We start from the raw sequence: 13,671 nt of genomic DNA, 5'->3' as shown, positions 1-13,671 counted from the left end.
GGCCAGCAGGCGGTAGCCGTCGAACTTCATCTCGTACAGCCACTCGCCTTCGGTGGGCACGCCTTCGACCAGCGTGGCCAGTTGCGGGGCCAGGGCCTCGGGCAAGCGCACGCGCGGGGCGGTGGTGCGTTGAGCCGTCTTGGCGGGCTTCGGTGTCGCGACCTTCGTCCTGGTGCTGGCGGCGGGCTTCGACGGCGCCTTTTTGGCCGCCTTCTTGGTGGCCGCAGCCTTGGTGGCCGCCTTCGCCGCGCCGATCATCGCGTCGCTGAGCACGCTGCCCGGCTCGGCTTCTGTCACGCTGTACTCGGCCGCCGGCCGCATCGCATCGTCGTGCTCCTTGATCAGCAGCCAGGGTGTCTGCCGCTCGTTGCCGCGGCCGCGCATGCGCACCAGGGTCCAGCGGCCGGCCAGCTTGTGGCCATGCAGCCGGAACTTGAGCTTGCCGGCGGCGAGGCCGGCGCGGGCATCGCCCTCGGGCTGCCAGGTGCCGTTGTCCCAGACGATGACCTGGCCGGCGCCGTAGTGGCCTTCCGGAATGGTGCCCTCGAAGCTGGCGTAGTCCAGCGGGTGGTCTTCCACCTCCACGGCCATGCGCCGCTCATGCGGGTCGAGGCTGGGGCCCTTGGGCACCGCCCAGCTCTTGAGCGTGCCGTCCAGTTCCAGCCGGAAGTCGTAGTGCAGGTTGCGCGCCGCGTGCTTTTGGATCACGAAGTGCAGGTCGCCGCCGCTGGCCTGGCCGCCCTGCGGCTCCGGCGTGGCGCGAAAGTCGCGTTTGTCCCGGTAGCGCTGCAGCGGGTCGGCCATGGGCGGTATGGGATGGGCCGTGCCTCAGCGCCACCAGGCCGCCAGGCCCAGCGCAGTGGCAAAGCCGATCCACAGGATCGACGGGTAGAGCCAGCGCGCCGCCGGCGCATGGGCGCGCCACACGCGACGGGTGGTCATGATGACCAAGGCCAGGGAGGCGACGTTCGCGACGGCCGACAGCCCGGTCTCGAAGCCGAGCGTCAGCACCGGGTAGGCCAGGCCCCAGGCCATCAAAGCCACCACCCAGCGGGCGGCGCGGCGGCCGACGGCGCCGGCCTGCCACACCCGCCAGCGGGCATAGCCCCACATCGGGAAGATCAATGCCCACATCAGCCCGACGAACCAGCCCGGTGGCGCCAGCCGCAGGCTGCTGAAGGCGGGGTCGGCACCGGTCGTGCCGGTGGCGAACAGCAACCCGTTGCCCACAAGCACCAGCAGCAGGGGCACGCCCATGCTCCACCAGCGGGCGGCGCGCGTGGGCCTGTTCCAGGGCGCCAGCGGCTCGGCAAGGTCCTGCCCGCGGCGCATCGGGGGCAGTGAGGGGCGTGTGGCGGTGGTGGTCATGGTGGTGGCAGCCTTTGCGCGACTATCGCCCGGCATGCGGCGTGCCACCCGTCGGCGCCAAACGCAACCATTTGTAGGACGGGCGGCAGCCGCGAGTGTGAGAACGCAGGCTGGCGTCTACCAGCCTGGCTGTGTCGTCCATCCCGCGGGAAACCCGAGTTCGGCCGGCTCGACGTCCGGGTACCGCTGGAAGATGGCCGTCAACTCCGCCTTCCAACGATGCGGCAGACCTGTTTGGACGAGAAGGAAGTGCACCACGGTCGCGGCTGCATAGAACGACTTTTGATCTGCGAACTTGATGCCGGCAGATTTGTAATTGGCAGGAGCCACTCCCAGCCGCACCCTCAGCAATTGCCCATGGTGCGCCGCCACATTGCGGACTACGGTCAGCGTGTGGATCCACGACTGGAACACCTCCACTTGATCAACGCCAAAGCGCTTGGAGATGGCCTTCTTGTCGCGCGTCGCGCAGGATGGCGTAGGTGCGTGACCACAATCCGAAGGTCACGCACTCACTGATGGACCAGCTTGGCGGCAGGTAAGGATCGTCGTGGCGGTTGAAGTAGTGCGCGACGAACCGCTTGCCCTCGGCGCGACGCACCTCCTCTTCGATCTTGCGGATCAGCTGGCCGACGCCCCAGTCGCGCGTGGGCTTGAAGATGGCCGTGTTCAAGAACCAGTGCGGTGAATGCCGCAAGCTCAGGTAGTTCGCCATGACCGTGCGGATGGCCACCTCCAGCCGATCAATGGCTTCGATGGTGGCCGCTCTCAACTCGCGGTCCAGCTCGCAGCGCGCTGCAATTTGCTCGAAGGTGTAGCCGGCGGGGAAGCGCTTGGTGGCCGGATCGACCACATGAAACCAGTAGCCTTTGAGGCGGTAACCGCCAACACCGCGCAGGTAGGCCAGCGCCATTGGTTCGGTGGCAGCCGATACGACAAGGCCCCGGTCTTTCAACTTCTGCAGCAACTGCTCAGGGGTCGCGGCGACTTTGCTGAAAGGAACCTTGGCCAAGAATCCGTCGGTTGGAACAACTTCCGCCCAAAGAAAACCCGCCTTTTGCACGTCTGCCTGAATGCAGAACCCTGACCGAGATCAGGACGTGTGGCGGGTGTGTTGGGCTGGATTGTACGGCGAATCACCCCACCGGCCCGGTGCTGCCCCGGTCGATCAGCTGCCAGGGCAGCTCGCAGCCGCGCACCGGTTCTTCGGCGTCCAGTGCGGCCAGGAGGGCGCGCGCGGTGGCGCGGCCGATCTCTTCGCGCGGCGGGCGCACGGTGGACAGGCGCGGGCGCATCTGGTTGCCCAGCGGAAAGTCGCCGAAGCCCACCACCGACAGCGCCTGCGGCACCGCCACGCCGGTGGCCTGGGCTTCCAGCAGCAGGCCGCAGGCCAGCTGGTCGTTGGCCACGCCCACGGCAGTGATGCGGCCATGGTCGGCGCTGCGCAGCGGGCCCAGCAGCGCGCGGCCGGCGTCGAACACGTCGCCCGCATTGGCGCGGAACACCCGCACCTGCGCCCCGGCCGCCTGAACCGCCTGCAAGAAGCCTTCGCAGCGGTCGCTGGCGCGGTAGTCTTCCGACACCGCGCTGGCCACGAAGGCGAGCGAGCGGTGGCCCAGGGCCAACAAGTGCTCGGCCACCGCGCGGCCCACCGCATGGTGGTCGAAGCCGATCTGCGGCAGCGCCGGTGCACCATCGGCCGCTGGCGCGGCATGGCTGCAGTCCCAGATCTCGACCACCGGCGTGCCGGCCTGCTGCGCATCGCGCAACAGGCGCAGCGCGCCGGGCGTGTGGTGGCGGCCGGTGACCACCAGCGCGGCGGGGCCCCAGCCGGCCAGCGCGCGCAGCTGGGCTTCTTCGCGTTCCAGCGAATAGCCGGTGGGCATCAGCAGCAGCTCGTATTCGGTGTCGTGCAGGCCATCGACCAGGCCCTGGATCGACTCGCCGAAGATGGAATGGCCGACGTTGGGGATCAGCGCCGCCACCATGCGTGAGCGCCCACTGGCCAGCTGGCCCGCCTGCAGGTTGCGCACATAGCCGGTCTGCGCAATGGCGGCCTGGATGCGCTCGGCCGTGTCGGGCGCCACCAGGTGCGGCTCGCGCAGGTAGCGCGAGACGGTGATGCGCGTGACCTGCGCCACCGCGGCCACGTCGTGCAGCGTGGGGCGTCCATGGCCGCGGCGCGGCCGGCGCCCGTTCTCAGCCGTTGTTTCGTTCATCGCATCGGGTTTCCCTGAATGGCAGCGATTATGTTGCGCGCTTAATGTTACCGCTAACACGCGACACGGATCACCGCCCCATGCCCCCACGCAAAACATTGGCCGAGCTGCGCAGCCGTCGCTGGTTTGCCGCCACCGACATGCGGGCCTTTGCACACCGCCAGCGCATGCAGCAGATGGGCCTGCGGCGCGAAGACGTGCTCGACCATCCCATCATCGCCATCGTCAACACCTGGAGCGATCTGTCGCCCTGCCACGCCCACCTGCGTGAGCGGGCCGAGGCCGTCAAGCGCGGCGTGCTGATGGCCGGCGGCATGCCCTTCGAGCTGCCCGCCATGAGCCTGGGCGAGGTGATGGTCAAGCCCACCACCATGCTGTACCGCAACTTCCTGGCGATGGAGGTGGAAGAGCTGCTGCGCTCGCTGCCCATCGACGGCGTGGTGCTGCTGGCCGGCTGCGACAAGACCACCCCTGCCACGGTGATGGGCGCCATCAGCGCCGGGCTGCCCACGCTGTTCTGCGCCGCCGGCCCGATGCTCAGCGACCGCTACCTGCAGCCCGGCCAGCCGCCACGCACCGTGGGCGCCGGCACCCACACCCGCATGTTCTGGGACGAGTACCAGGCCGGCCACATCAGCGAGCCCGAGTGGGTGAAGCTGGAAGCGCACATGACCCGAGCGCCCGGCACCTGCAACACCATGGGCACCGCCAGCACCATGACGGCCATCGTCGAGGCGCTGGGACTGGCCCTGCCAGGCAGCACCGCCATTCCGGCGATGGACGCCGGCCACACGCGCATGGCCACCAGCTGCGGCGAACGCATCGTCGGCCTGGTGTGGGAAGACTTGAAGCCCGCCGACCTGCTGACGACCGGCGCCTTCCGCAACGCGGCGGTGGTGCAGATGGCGCTGGGCGGCTCCACCAACGCGGCGGTGCACCTGCTGGCCATGGCCCGCCGCGCCGGCGTGGCGTTGACGCTGGACGACCTGGACGCCATCGCGCGCCAGGTGCCGGTGCTGGCCAACCTGTTTCCCAGCGGCGACCGGCTGATGGAGGACTTCCATTACGCGGGTGGCCTGCCCGCCCTGATGGACCGGGTGCGCGCCCACCTGTCGCTGGGCGAGATGACGGTGACCGGCCGCACGCTGGGCGAGAACATCGACGGCCGCCGCAGCCTGGACGACGAGACCATACGCCCGCTGGATCGGCCGGTGAGCGCCGACGGCGCCCTGGCCGTGGTGCGCGGCAACCTGGCGCCCGATGGCGCGGTGATGAAGGTGAGCGCCGCCAGCCCGCAGCTGCTGTGCCATGAAGGCCGCGCGCTGGTGTTCGATTCACCCGCCGAGATGGTGGCGCAATGCAATGACCCCGACCTGGACTGCGACGAGACCACGGTGATGGTGCTGCGCTATGCCGGCCCGGTGGGCGCGCCCGGCATGCCCGAATGGGGCGGCCTGCCCATCCCGCGGAAGCTGCTGGCCCGCGGCGTGCGCGACATGGTGCGCATCTCCGACGCGCGCATGAGCGGCACCCACTACGGCAGCTGCGTGCTGCACGTGAGCCCCGAGGCCGCCATCGGCGGGCCGCTGGCGCTGGTGCGCACCGGCGACCGCATACGCCTGGACGTGGCCGCCCGCTCGCTGCAGCTGCTGGTGCCCGACGAAGAACTGGCCCAACGCCGCGCGGCCTGGCAGCCGCCGCCGCCGGCCGCCGCCCGGGGCTACACCCGGCTGTACCAGCAGCATGTGACGCAGGCGCATGAAGGCTGCGACTTCGACTTCCTGCAAGGGCCGGACGCTAGCCCGGAACCGGCCATTTTCTAAGCACGAAATCCGCAGCAACGGCGGATAAAACCGCATATCTGCTTGCGCCCAGCACTTCTACCATCCGCCGCCCTATGAACGCCTTTCACACCTTGCTGCACACCCCGGCCAGCCCGCCCGCGCTGGGCACCTGGATCATGTCCGCCAGCCCGCTGGTGGCCGAGGCGATGGGCCATGCCGGCTTCGGCTGGGCGGTGATCGACATGGAGCACACGCCGCTGGACCAGATGGAGCTGATCCACCTGCTGCAGGCGGTGGCCGGCACGCCCATGAAGCCGGTGGTGCGCGTGCCCTGGAACGATGCGGTGACCATCAAGCGCGTGCTGGACGCCGGCGCCACCACGCTGCTGGTGCCCTTCGTGCAAAGCGCGGAAGAGGCACGCGATGCGGTGGCCGCCACCCGCTACCCGCCCGAAGGCCGGCGCGGCATGGCCGGCATGAGCCGGGCCTCACGCTTCGGCACCGCGCCCGACTACCTGCGCACGGCCAACCAGGGCCTTTGCGTCATCGTGCAGCTGGAAACCACCGAGGCCATCGGCCAGCTGGAAGCCATTGCCGCGGTGCCGGGGGTGGATGCGCTTTTCATCGGCCCGGGCGACCTGTCGGCCACCATGGGCCATGTGGCCCAGCTCACCCACCCGGCGGTGCTGGAGATCACCGCGCAGGCGGTGCAGCGTGCCAAGGCGGTGGGCAAGCCCATCGGCACCGTGGGCGGCACCGTGGAGGTGGTGCAGCGCTACCGCGCGATGGGCTTCGACTTCACCGCCATCGCCTCCGACCTGGGGCTGCTGATGCGCAGCGCGCAGGCGGCCATCGGCGCGCTGGGCCAGCCGCCCGCCGAAGGCAGCACCGTGAGCGGGGGCTACTGATGGCTGCGGTCGAACTGCGGGGCGTCAAGAAGAGCTACGACGGCAAGGTGCCGGTCATCCACGGCATCGACCTGGAGATCAAGCAGGGCGAGTTCTGTGTGTTCGTCGGCCCTTCGGGCTGCGGCAAGAGCACGCTGCTGCGCATGATCGCAGGGCTGGAAAGCATCACCGGTGGCGAGGTGCGCATCGGCGGCCAGGTGGTCAACGACAAGCCGCCCCGGGCCCGCGACATCGCAATGGTGTTCCAGGACTATGCGCTGTACCCGCACAAGAGCCTGTACGACAACATGGCCTTCGGCCTGCGGCTGCGCAAGACGCCCGAGGACGAGATCAAGCGCCGCGTGGGCGACGCGGCACGGCTGCTGCGCATCGACCACATGCTGGACCGCAAGCCGGCGGCCTTGTCGGGCGGCCAGCGCCAGCGGGTGGCCATCGGCCGCGCCATCGTGCGCCAGCCCGAGGTGTTTTTGTTCGACGAGCCGCTGTCCAACCTCGACGCCCAGCTGCGCCATGAGATGCGCACCGAGATCAAGCGCCTGCACCAGCGGCTGGGCGCCACCATGATCTACGTGACGCACGACCAGGTGGAGGCGATGACCCTGGCCGACCGCATCGCGGTGCTGAGCGCCGGCCGCAAGATGCAGTACGACACGCCCGACACCGTCTACAACCGGCCGGCGGCGCTGTTCGTGGCCGGCTTCACCGGCGCGCCGCCGATGAACCTGGTGAGCGCCCAGCTGGCCGATGGCCATGCCGACCTGGGCGACGGCCTGCGGCTGCGCCTGCCCGCCCCGCTGGACCGCCACAGCGGCCGGCTGACGCTGGGCGTGCGGCCCGAGAACCTGCGCCTGGCGCCGCAGCCGGGCGACCTGGCGCTGCCGGCCACCGTCTCGCTGCTGGAGCCGCTGGGCGCCGAGACGCTGGTCACCGCCCGCCTGGGTGCGGTGGACATGGTGGCGCGGCTGCCGGCGCAGTTCCGCGAAGCGCCGGGCACCCGCTTCACGCTGCATGTGCAGCCGGCGCACCTGCACCTGTTCGACCCCGAGACCGGTGACGCACGGGCCTGACCCCACAAGACGACGAGGAGAAGACACCATGAAGAACCCCCGCACCCTGACCGGCGCCCTGCTGGCCGCCCTGCTGCTGGCCGGCAGCGCCACCCATGCGCTGGCCGACACCAAGCTGCGCGCCTTTGCCGGCGGCTCGGGCCAGCGGCCCGACCTGATGCGCAAGCTGTTCGACCAGTACCAGCAGCGCAACCCCGGCGTCACCATCGAGGTGGAGACCGGCGGCGCCACGTCTGAGCTGCAGCGCCAGTACCTGGGCACGGTGCTCAATGCCAAGGACTCGTCGATCGACCTCTTCATGATCGACATCGTCAACCCGGCGCAGTACGCCGGCGCCAACTGGGTGGAACCGCTCAACGCCTACGTCGGCGAGCCGGCGGTGGCCATGAAGCCCTACCTGCCCGCCTATGCGCAGGCCAACGTGATCGACGGCAAGGTGGCGGCGATGCCGGCCTTTGCCGATGCGATGTTCATGTACTACCGCAAGGACCTGCTGGACAAGTACAAGATCGCCGAGCCCAAGACCTGGGACGAACTGGCCGCTGCGGCCAAGAAGATCCAGCAGGCCGAGGGCGATGCCAACCTGCAGGGCCTGTCCATCCAGGGCGCGCCCATCGAAGGCGCGGTGTGCACCTTCCTGCTGCCCTACTGGAGCCAGGGCAAGGAGCTGAACGATGCCGCGGGCCGGCTGACGCTGGACAAGGACGCCGCCGTCAAGGGCATCAACCAGTGGCTGGCCATGGTGGACCAGGGCGTCATCAAGAAGAACGTGGCCGAGGTGAAGACGCCCGACACGGTGAACGAATTCAAGGCCGGCCAGGTGGTGTTCGCCATCAACTGGGGCTTTGCCTGGGACCGCTTCAACACCGACAAGGACAGCAAGGTGTCAGGCAAGGTGGGCGTGATGCCGCTGCCCGCGGTGGCCGGCGGCAAGAGCGCCACCTGCCTGGGCGGCTGGCAGTGGTCGGTCAGCGCCTTCAGCAAGAACAAGGCAGAGGCCGCCAAGCTGGTGAAGTTCCTGGCCAGCCCCGAGGCCAGCAAGTTCCTGGCGGCCGAAGGCAGCCTGCTGCCCACCTCGCTGGCGGTGTACCAGGACGCCGACGTGCTCAAGGCCGTGCCCTGGTTCAAGGACGCAGGCGCGGTGGTGGGCGCCGGCCGCAGCCGGCCGCTGTCGCGCGACTACGGCCAGGTGAGCGACGTCATCCGCACCTCGGTCAGCGCCGCGCTGGCCCGCACCAAGAAGCCGGAAGAAGCCGTCGCCGAGATCGAGAGCCGCCTGCGCCGCGTGATGCGCTGAGTAGCCGCGACCTGCCTGCCCCATGAACGCCCTGGACCGCCTGCGCGATCCCAGCGACCGTACGCTCGCCGTGCTGATGCTGGCGCCCGCCTTCCTGCTGCTGGCGCTGATCGTGGTCTACCCGATCGGCCGGCTGCTGTGGAACAGCTTCTTCGACCTGCGGCTGTCCGGCGGCGGCGAGGCCCGCTTCGTCGGCTTCGAGAACTACCTGCTGGTGCTCACCGACAAGGACTTCTGGAACGCCACCCGCAACACCGTGCTCATCACGCTGATCACGGTGCCCGGCGCGCTGGTGGTGGGGCTGGGGCTGGCGATGCTGGCCAACCTGCCCTTTCGGCGGCAGTGGCCGGTGCGGCTGGCGCTGCTGCTGCCCTGGGCGCTGCCGCTGGCCTTTGCCGGCCTCATCTTCGCGTGGTTCTTCCACTCGGAATACGGCGTGGTCAACGACCTGGCGCGGCGCCTGGGTGCCAGCGAAGCGCGCATGTGGCTGCTGCAGCCCACGTTCGCCTTCGCGGCCATCTGCCTGACCATCATCTGGAAGACCAGCAGCTTCATGGCGCTGATCCTGCTGGCCGGCCTGCAGATGATCCCCCAGTCGCTGTACGAGGCGGCCGAGGTCGACGGCGCCAGCCGCTGGCAGCAGTTCTGGCAGATCACGATCCCGATGCTGATGCCTTCCATCATCGTGGCGCTGATCTTTCGCACCATCACCGCGCTGCAGACCTTCGACATTCCCTACACCATGACCAAGGGCGGCCCGGGCAATGCCACCGAGACGCTGGCCATGCTGATCCACAAGACCACGATCGACTACCTGGACGTGGGCTACGGCTCCACGCTGGCGGTGTTCATGTTCCTGCTGTCGCTGGTGGTCACCGGCTTTTACCTGCGCCGCATCGGGAGAAGTGCATGAGGCAGCCCGAGAACCTCTTCAGCGCGCGGGCGCTGCGGCTCATCGCCGCGGCCATCGTGGTGGTCAACGGCTTCTTCCCGGCGGTGTGGATCCTGCTCACCTCGCTCAAGACCGAGTCCGAGCTGGTGCGCAAGCCCATCACCTACCTGCCGCACGAGCTGGTGCTGAGCAACTACGTGCAGGCCTTCACCGACCAGCCGCTGCTCAAGTACCTGGGCAACAGCCTGGTGGTGGCGCTGGTGTCCACCGCGGTGTCGCTGGTGGTGGCGGCGCTGGCGGCCTATGCGATTGCGCGGCTCAACCTGCGCCACCGGCAGCTGGTGCTCACCTGCATCGTGGCCTCCAGCATGTTCCCGCTGGTCACGCTGCTGGTGCCCATCTTCGAGACGATGCGCCACCTGTCGCTGCTCAACACCTACACCGCGCTGGTGCTGCCCTACACCGTGCTCAGCCTGCCGGTGTGCACGCTGGTGCTGGTGAGCTTCTTCCAGAGCATTCCCAAGGACCTGGAGAACGCCGCGATGATCGACGGCTGCACCCGCCTGGGCGCCCTGTGGCGCGTGGTGGTGCCGCTGGCCGCGCCCGGTGTGTTCACCGCCGGCATCCTGGCCTTCGTCAATGCCTGGGACGAATTCCTGCTCGCGCTGTCGCTCAACGCCAGCGCTTCCATGCGCACCCTGCCCGTCGGCATCTCGCTCTACCAGGGCGAATTCACCTTCCCGTGGCCGGTGATCTCGGCCGCGCTGGTGGTGGCCATCGTGCCCATTGCAGTGCTGATCGCACTGTTCCAGGAACGCGTGGTGGGCGGGTTGACGCAAGGCGGCCTCAAGGGGTGAGGAGGCCGGGATGAACACACACAACCGGAGAATGTGGATGAAGAAGACGACGATCACGCTGCTGGCCCTGGCGGCCGCGGCTGCGGCCCCGGCCGCGATGGCGCAAAGCACGGTCACGGTGTTCGGCCGTGTCGACGTGGGCCTGCAGCACATCGACAACGGCGCCAAGACCAGCCGCGTGGACAGCGGCACCTACACCGCCTCGCGCCTGGGCTTCCGGGGCACCGAAGACCTGGGCGGCGGCCTGACAGCGCTGTTCTTCCTGGAGTCGGGCATCAGCGCCGACACCGGCAATGCGGCGGGCGGCACGCGCTTCTTCAACCGCGGCTCGTACGTGGGCTTGAGCAGCAAGGACTGGGGCACCGTGACCCTGGGCCGGCAGTACACGCCCATCTTCTGGCCCTTCCTGTTCGCCGACGATGCCGGCCCGCTGCGGCTGCACGGCTACAGCGCGGTGCAGTCCATCCAGCGCAGCAACTTCCTGCGCGTGAACAGCGCGGCGCTGCAAAAGCCGGTAGCCAACGGCACCATCGGCTCGGCCGCTTCGGGCGTGTATGCGGTGGGCATCTCGTCGGCCTTCGAGAACAACCTGGTGATCTACAAGACGCCTTCGTTCGGCGGGCTGACGGTCACCGGCGCGGTGGGCGCGGGTGAAGGTTATGGCGACGCCGGCAAGGTGTACGGCGCCAATGCCGAATACAAGTCGGGCCCGCTGTACCTGGGCGCCGGCTACACGCAAAAGCGCGGCCTGGTGGCCGCCACCGGCCGTGAGCAGAAGGTGACCGAGACGATGGTGGGCGGCATGTATTCGGTGACGCCCGAGCTCAACCTGTGGGCCAACGTGCACCCCTGGAAGTACGAGGCCAGCACCGCCAGCGGCGGCAGCATCGACGGGCACGACTACATGGTGGGCGTCTCGTTCAAGCTGCCCACCGGCCAGCTGTGGGCCAACTACGCGGCCAAGCGCATCGACGACTGCAATGCCTGCGATTCCAGCGGCTTCGGCATCGGCTACCACCACCTGCTGAGCAAGCGCACCGAGCTGTACGCCTCGCTGGGCCGGGTGGCCAACGACGACAACGCGGCCAACTCGCTCAATGGCGTCAACCCGCTGCGCGCCGGCCAGTCGGTGCGCGGCATCGGCGTGGGCATCGCCCACCAGTTCTGAAGTAACCCCACGGTGTTGGAAGTGAGCATGGAACCCCTTCTTCGTTACGGCATCATCGGCTGCGGCAGCATGGGCCGCGAGCACATCGAGAACCTGCGCGCCCTGCCCGGCACGCAGGTCACCGCCATCGCCGACGTGGACGCCGGCAGCCGCCAGAAGGCCCAGGCCCTGCTGCCCGACACCGTGCAGGTCTTCGACACCCCGCAGGCGCTGCTGGACAGCGGCGCCTGCGACGCGGTGGTGATCGCCACGCCCAACCACACCCATGCTGGCATCCTGCGCGCCGCGCTGGCCACCGACCTGCACATCCTGGCCGAAAAGCCGCTGGTCACCACCATCGAAGACGGCCTGGCCCTGCTGGCGCTGCAACGCCAGCGCGTGGCCGAAGGTGCCCAGCGTGTGGTGTGGGTGGCGCAGGAATACCGCTACATGCCGCCAGTGGCCGAGATGATCCGTCTGGTGCATGCCGGCGGCGCCGGCAAGCTGCACCAGGTGGCCATCCGCGAGCACCGCGAGCCCTTCTACCCCAAGGTGGGCGACTGGAACCGCTTCTCGGCCAACACCGGCGGCACGCTGGTCGAGAAGTGCTGCCACTACTTCAACCTGATGGACCTCATCCTGCAGGAGCGGCCCACGCGGGTGTTCGCCTCCGGCGGCCAGCGGGTGAACCACCTGGACGAACGCTACGACGGCCGCACGCCCGACATCCTGGACAGCGCCTATGTGATCGTGGAGTACCCCAGCGGCGCCCGTGCGATGCTGGACCTGTGCATGTTCGCCGAGAACTCGGTGGACAACGAACACATCGTGGTGGTGGGCGACCAAGCCCGCTACGAGACGCTGCTGCCTTCACTCACGCTGCGCTGCGGCCGGCGCGCGGACTGGGGCCGGCGCGAGGTCTGGGGCCAGCCTTCGGGCACCGGCCAGGGCGTGTCGGTGCGCCGCGTGTGGGACACCAACATCCGCTACCCGGGCCAGCACTTCGGCGCCTCGTACATCGAGCACCAGCACTTCCTGGCCGCCATCCAAAACGGCACGCCGCCCGAGATCACGCTGGAAGAAGGCCTGCGCAGCGTGGCCACCGGGCTGGCGGCCCACCGCAGCATCGACACCGGCCTGCCGGTGCAGATGGCCGACGTGCTGGCCGACCTGCCTGCCTGACATGAGCCGCCCTTACACCCTCTACCCCTCGCTGCGCGAGCGCGTGGTGTTCATCAGCGGCGGCAGCTCGGGCATTGGCGCCGAGCTGGTGCGGGCCTTCGCCGCGCAAGGCGCGGTGGTGGCCTTTTGCGGCACCCGGCCCGGCGGTGGCGATGCCCTCATCGACGAGCTGCGCCGGGCCGGCCATGCCGCGCCGCACTACCGCGTGTGCGACGTGCGCGACGTGGTGGCCTACCAGGCCGTGCTGCGCGAGCTGATCGCCGAGCTGGGCCCCATCCGCGTGCTCATCAACAACGCCGGTCGCGACGACCGCCATGCGATGGAGGAGGTGACGCCCGAGCTGTGGGACGACCGGCTGTCGCTCAACCTCAAGCACTACTTCTTCGCCATCCAGGCCTGCGCACCGGCGATGGCCGAGGCCGGCGGCGGCGCGGTGGTGAACATGGGCTCGGTCAGCTGGATGCGCGGCCGGCCGCGCCTCGCGGGCTACACCACGGCCAAGGCCGGCATCCTGGGCCTGACGCGCACGCTGGCGCGCGAGCTGGGCGAGCGCAACATCCGCGTCAATGCGCTGGTGCCTGGCGCCATCGTCACCGAACGGCAGACCACGCTGCACCGCGACGCCGCGGCCGACCAGGCCTTCCTGGACGCGCAATGCCTGAAGCTGCGCCTGGACCCCGGCCACGTGGCCCGCGCCACGCTCTTTCTGGCCGCCGACGACAGCGACGGCATGACCGGCCAGCATGTGCTGGTGGATGCGGGCATCGCGCAACAGTCGGTGATCACCTGATCGGCGCCGGCCCTTCCAGCGGCCGCGCCAGGTCGGCCGCCGCTTCCTGCAGCAGCCATTGCCGAAAGGCCACCAGCGCGGGCCGCTCGGCCTGCGCGGGCAGGCAGCACAGGTAGTAGCCGCGCGGCAGCGCCACCGGCAGGTCGAAGGGCACGGCCAG

At 69.3% G+C, this 13,671-nt stretch carries 14 protein-coding genes; 9 read left to right on the top strand and 5 right to left on the bottom strand.

Going from position 1 to position 13,671, the window contains the following annotated elements:
- The 5 genes from ABNT58_RS16545 to ABNT58_RS16525 all read right to left on the bottom strand — a co-directional run.
- The coding region (locus ABNT58_RS16545) for a DNA polymerase ligase N-terminal domain-containing protein (protein WP_348754549.1) at nucleotides 1–804 on the bottom strand (804 nt) is incomplete at its 3' end.
- Nucleotides 805–828: 24 nt separating this feature from the next.
- Complete coding sequence (locus ABNT58_RS16540; protein WP_348754548.1) at nucleotides 829–1,368, bottom strand: TspO/MBR family protein; 540 nt, start codon at nucleotides 1,366–1,368, stop codon at nucleotides 829–831.
- 117 nt (nucleotides 1,369–1,485) lie between these two features.
- Nucleotides 1,486–1,788 carry a hypothetical protein gene (locus ABNT58_RS16535; RefSeq protein WP_348754547.1) on the bottom strand — a complete coding sequence of 101 codons (303 nt, stop codon included), beginning with the start codon at nucleotides 1,786–1,788 and terminating at the stop codon, nucleotides 1,486–1,488.
- Nucleotides 1,789–1,792: 4 nt separating this feature from the next.
- Nucleotides 1,793–2,380: an Abi family protein gene (locus ABNT58_RS16530; RefSeq protein WP_348754546.1), complete on the bottom strand. Its 588-nt coding sequence runs from the start codon at nucleotides 2,378–2,380 to the stop codon at nucleotides 1,793–1,795.
- A 124-nt stretch (nucleotides 2,381–2,504) separates the two neighbouring features.
- Nucleotides 2,505–3,587, bottom strand: coding sequence for a LacI family DNA-binding transcriptional regulator (locus ABNT58_RS16525; protein WP_348754545.1), 1,083 nt, complete (start codon nucleotides 3,585–3,587; stop codon nucleotides 2,505–2,507).
- Nucleotides 3,588–3,667: 80 nt separating this feature from the next.
- Between ABNT58_RS16525 and araD the strand changes: the two genes are divergently transcribed.
- From araD to ABNT58_RS16480, 9 genes are all read left to right on the top strand, one after another.
- Complete coding sequence (gene araD / locus ABNT58_RS16520; protein ID WP_348754544.1) at nucleotides 3,668–5,410, top strand: L-arabinonate dehydratase; 1,743 nt, start codon at nucleotides 3,668–3,670, stop codon at nucleotides 5,408–5,410.
- Between the two features lie 74 nt (nucleotides 5,411–5,484).
- Complete coding sequence (locus tag ABNT58_RS16515; protein WP_348754543.1) at nucleotides 5,485–6,279, top strand: HpcH/HpaI aldolase/citrate lyase family protein; 795 nt, start codon at nucleotides 5,485–5,487, stop codon at nucleotides 6,277–6,279.
- The gene (gene ugpC / locus ABNT58_RS16510; protein WP_348754542.1) at nucleotides 6,279–7,346 is read left to right on the top strand and encodes a sn-glycerol-3-phosphate ABC transporter ATP-binding protein UgpC; all 1,068 of its coding nucleotides are present in this window, start codon (nucleotides 6,279–6,281) and stop codon (nucleotides 7,344–7,346) included. The genes ABNT58_RS16515 and ugpC overlap by 1 nt, the downstream gene beginning before the upstream one ends.
- A gap of 28 nt (nucleotides 7,347–7,374) precedes the next feature.
- The gene (locus ABNT58_RS16505) at nucleotides 7,375–8,643 is read left to right on the top strand and encodes an ABC transporter substrate-binding protein (RefSeq protein ID WP_348754541.1); all 1,269 of its coding nucleotides are present in this window, start codon (nucleotides 7,375–7,377) and stop codon (nucleotides 8,641–8,643) included.
- Nucleotides 8,644–8,665: 22 nt separating this feature from the next.
- Complete coding sequence (locus ABNT58_RS16500) at nucleotides 8,666–9,556, top strand: sugar ABC transporter permease (RefSeq protein ID WP_348754540.1); 891 nt, start codon at nucleotides 8,666–8,668, stop codon at nucleotides 9,554–9,556.
- Entirely contained in the window at nucleotides 9,553–10,392 is an 840-nt protein-coding gene (locus ABNT58_RS16495) for a carbohydrate ABC transporter permease (RefSeq protein WP_348754539.1), read from the top strand. Before ABNT58_RS16500 ends, ABNT58_RS16495 begins: the two co-directional genes overlap by 4 nt.
- A 37-nt stretch (nucleotides 10,393–10,429) precedes the next feature.
- Nucleotides 10,430–11,560 (top strand): porin, encoded by a 1,131-nt coding sequence (locus ABNT58_RS16490; RefSeq protein WP_348754538.1) that lies wholly within the window; start codon nucleotides 10,430–10,432, stop codon nucleotides 11,558–11,560.
- 27 nt (nucleotides 11,561–11,587) lie between these two features.
- On the top strand, nucleotides 11,588–12,721 hold the full coding sequence (locus ABNT58_RS16485; RefSeq protein WP_348754537.1) for a Gfo/Idh/MocA family oxidoreductase: 1,134 nt from the start codon (nucleotides 11,588–11,590) through the stop codon (nucleotides 12,719–12,721).
- A gap of 1 nt (nucleotide 12,722) precedes the next feature.
- A complete protein-coding gene (locus ABNT58_RS16480) occupies nucleotides 12,723–13,511 on the top strand; it encodes an SDR family oxidoreductase (protein WP_348754536.1) in 789 nt (262 codons plus the stop codon).
- Nucleotides 13,512–13,671: the final 160 nt, after the last annotated feature.

The organism is uncultured Aquincola sp. (genome assembly GCF_964001545.1).
Taxonomy (GTDB): domain Bacteria; phylum Pseudomonadota; class Gammaproteobacteria; order Burkholderiales; family Burkholderiaceae_C; genus Aquincola.
This window is presented reverse-complemented; position numbering and strand designations above follow the sequence as displayed.

What these genes read in the sequence shown, in the direction of transcription:
- ugpC (WP_348754542.1), top strand. Translation starts at nt 6,279, where the DNA reads ATGGCTGCGGTCGAACTGCGGGGCGTCAAGAAGAGCTACGACGGCAAG.
- ABNT58_RS16485 (WP_348754537.1), top strand. Translation starts at nt 11,588, where the DNA reads ATGGAACCCCTTCTTCGTTACGGCATCATCGGCTGCGGCAGCATGGGC.
- ABNT58_RS16500 (WP_348754540.1), top strand. Translation starts at nt 8,666, where the DNA reads ATGAACGCCCTGGACCGCCTGCGCGATCCCAGCGACCGTACGCTCGCC.
- ABNT58_RS16495 (WP_348754539.1), top strand. Translation starts at nt 9,553, where the DNA reads ATGAGGCAGCCCGAGAACCTCTTCAGCGCGCGGGCGCTGCGGCTCATC.
- ABNT58_RS16490 (WP_348754538.1), top strand. Translation starts at nt 10,430, where the DNA reads ATGAAGAAGACGACGATCACGCTGCTGGCCCTGGCGGCCGCGGCTGCG.
- ABNT58_RS16515 (WP_348754543.1), top strand. Translation starts at nt 5,485, where the DNA reads ATGAACGCCTTTCACACCTTGCTGCACACCCCGGCCAGCCCGCCCGCG.
- araD (WP_348754544.1), top strand. Translation starts at nt 3,668, where the DNA reads ATGCCCCCACGCAAAACATTGGCCGAGCTGCGCAGCCGTCGCTGGTTT.
- ABNT58_RS16505 (WP_348754541.1), top strand. Translation starts at nt 7,375, where the DNA reads ATGAAGAACCCCCGCACCCTGACCGGCGCCCTGCTGGCCGCCCTGCTG.
- ABNT58_RS16525 (WP_348754545.1), bottom strand. Translation starts at nt 3,587, where the DNA reads ATGAACGAAACAACGGCTGAGAACGGGCGCCGGCCGCGCCGCGGCCAT.
- ABNT58_RS16480 (WP_348754536.1), top strand. Translation starts at nt 12,723, where the DNA reads ATGAGCCGCCCTTACACCCTCTACCCCTCGCTGCGCGAGCGCGTGGTG.
- ABNT58_RS16540 (WP_348754548.1), bottom strand. Translation starts at nt 1,368, where the DNA reads ATGACCACCACCGCCACACGCCCCTCACTGCCCCCGATGCGCCGCGGG.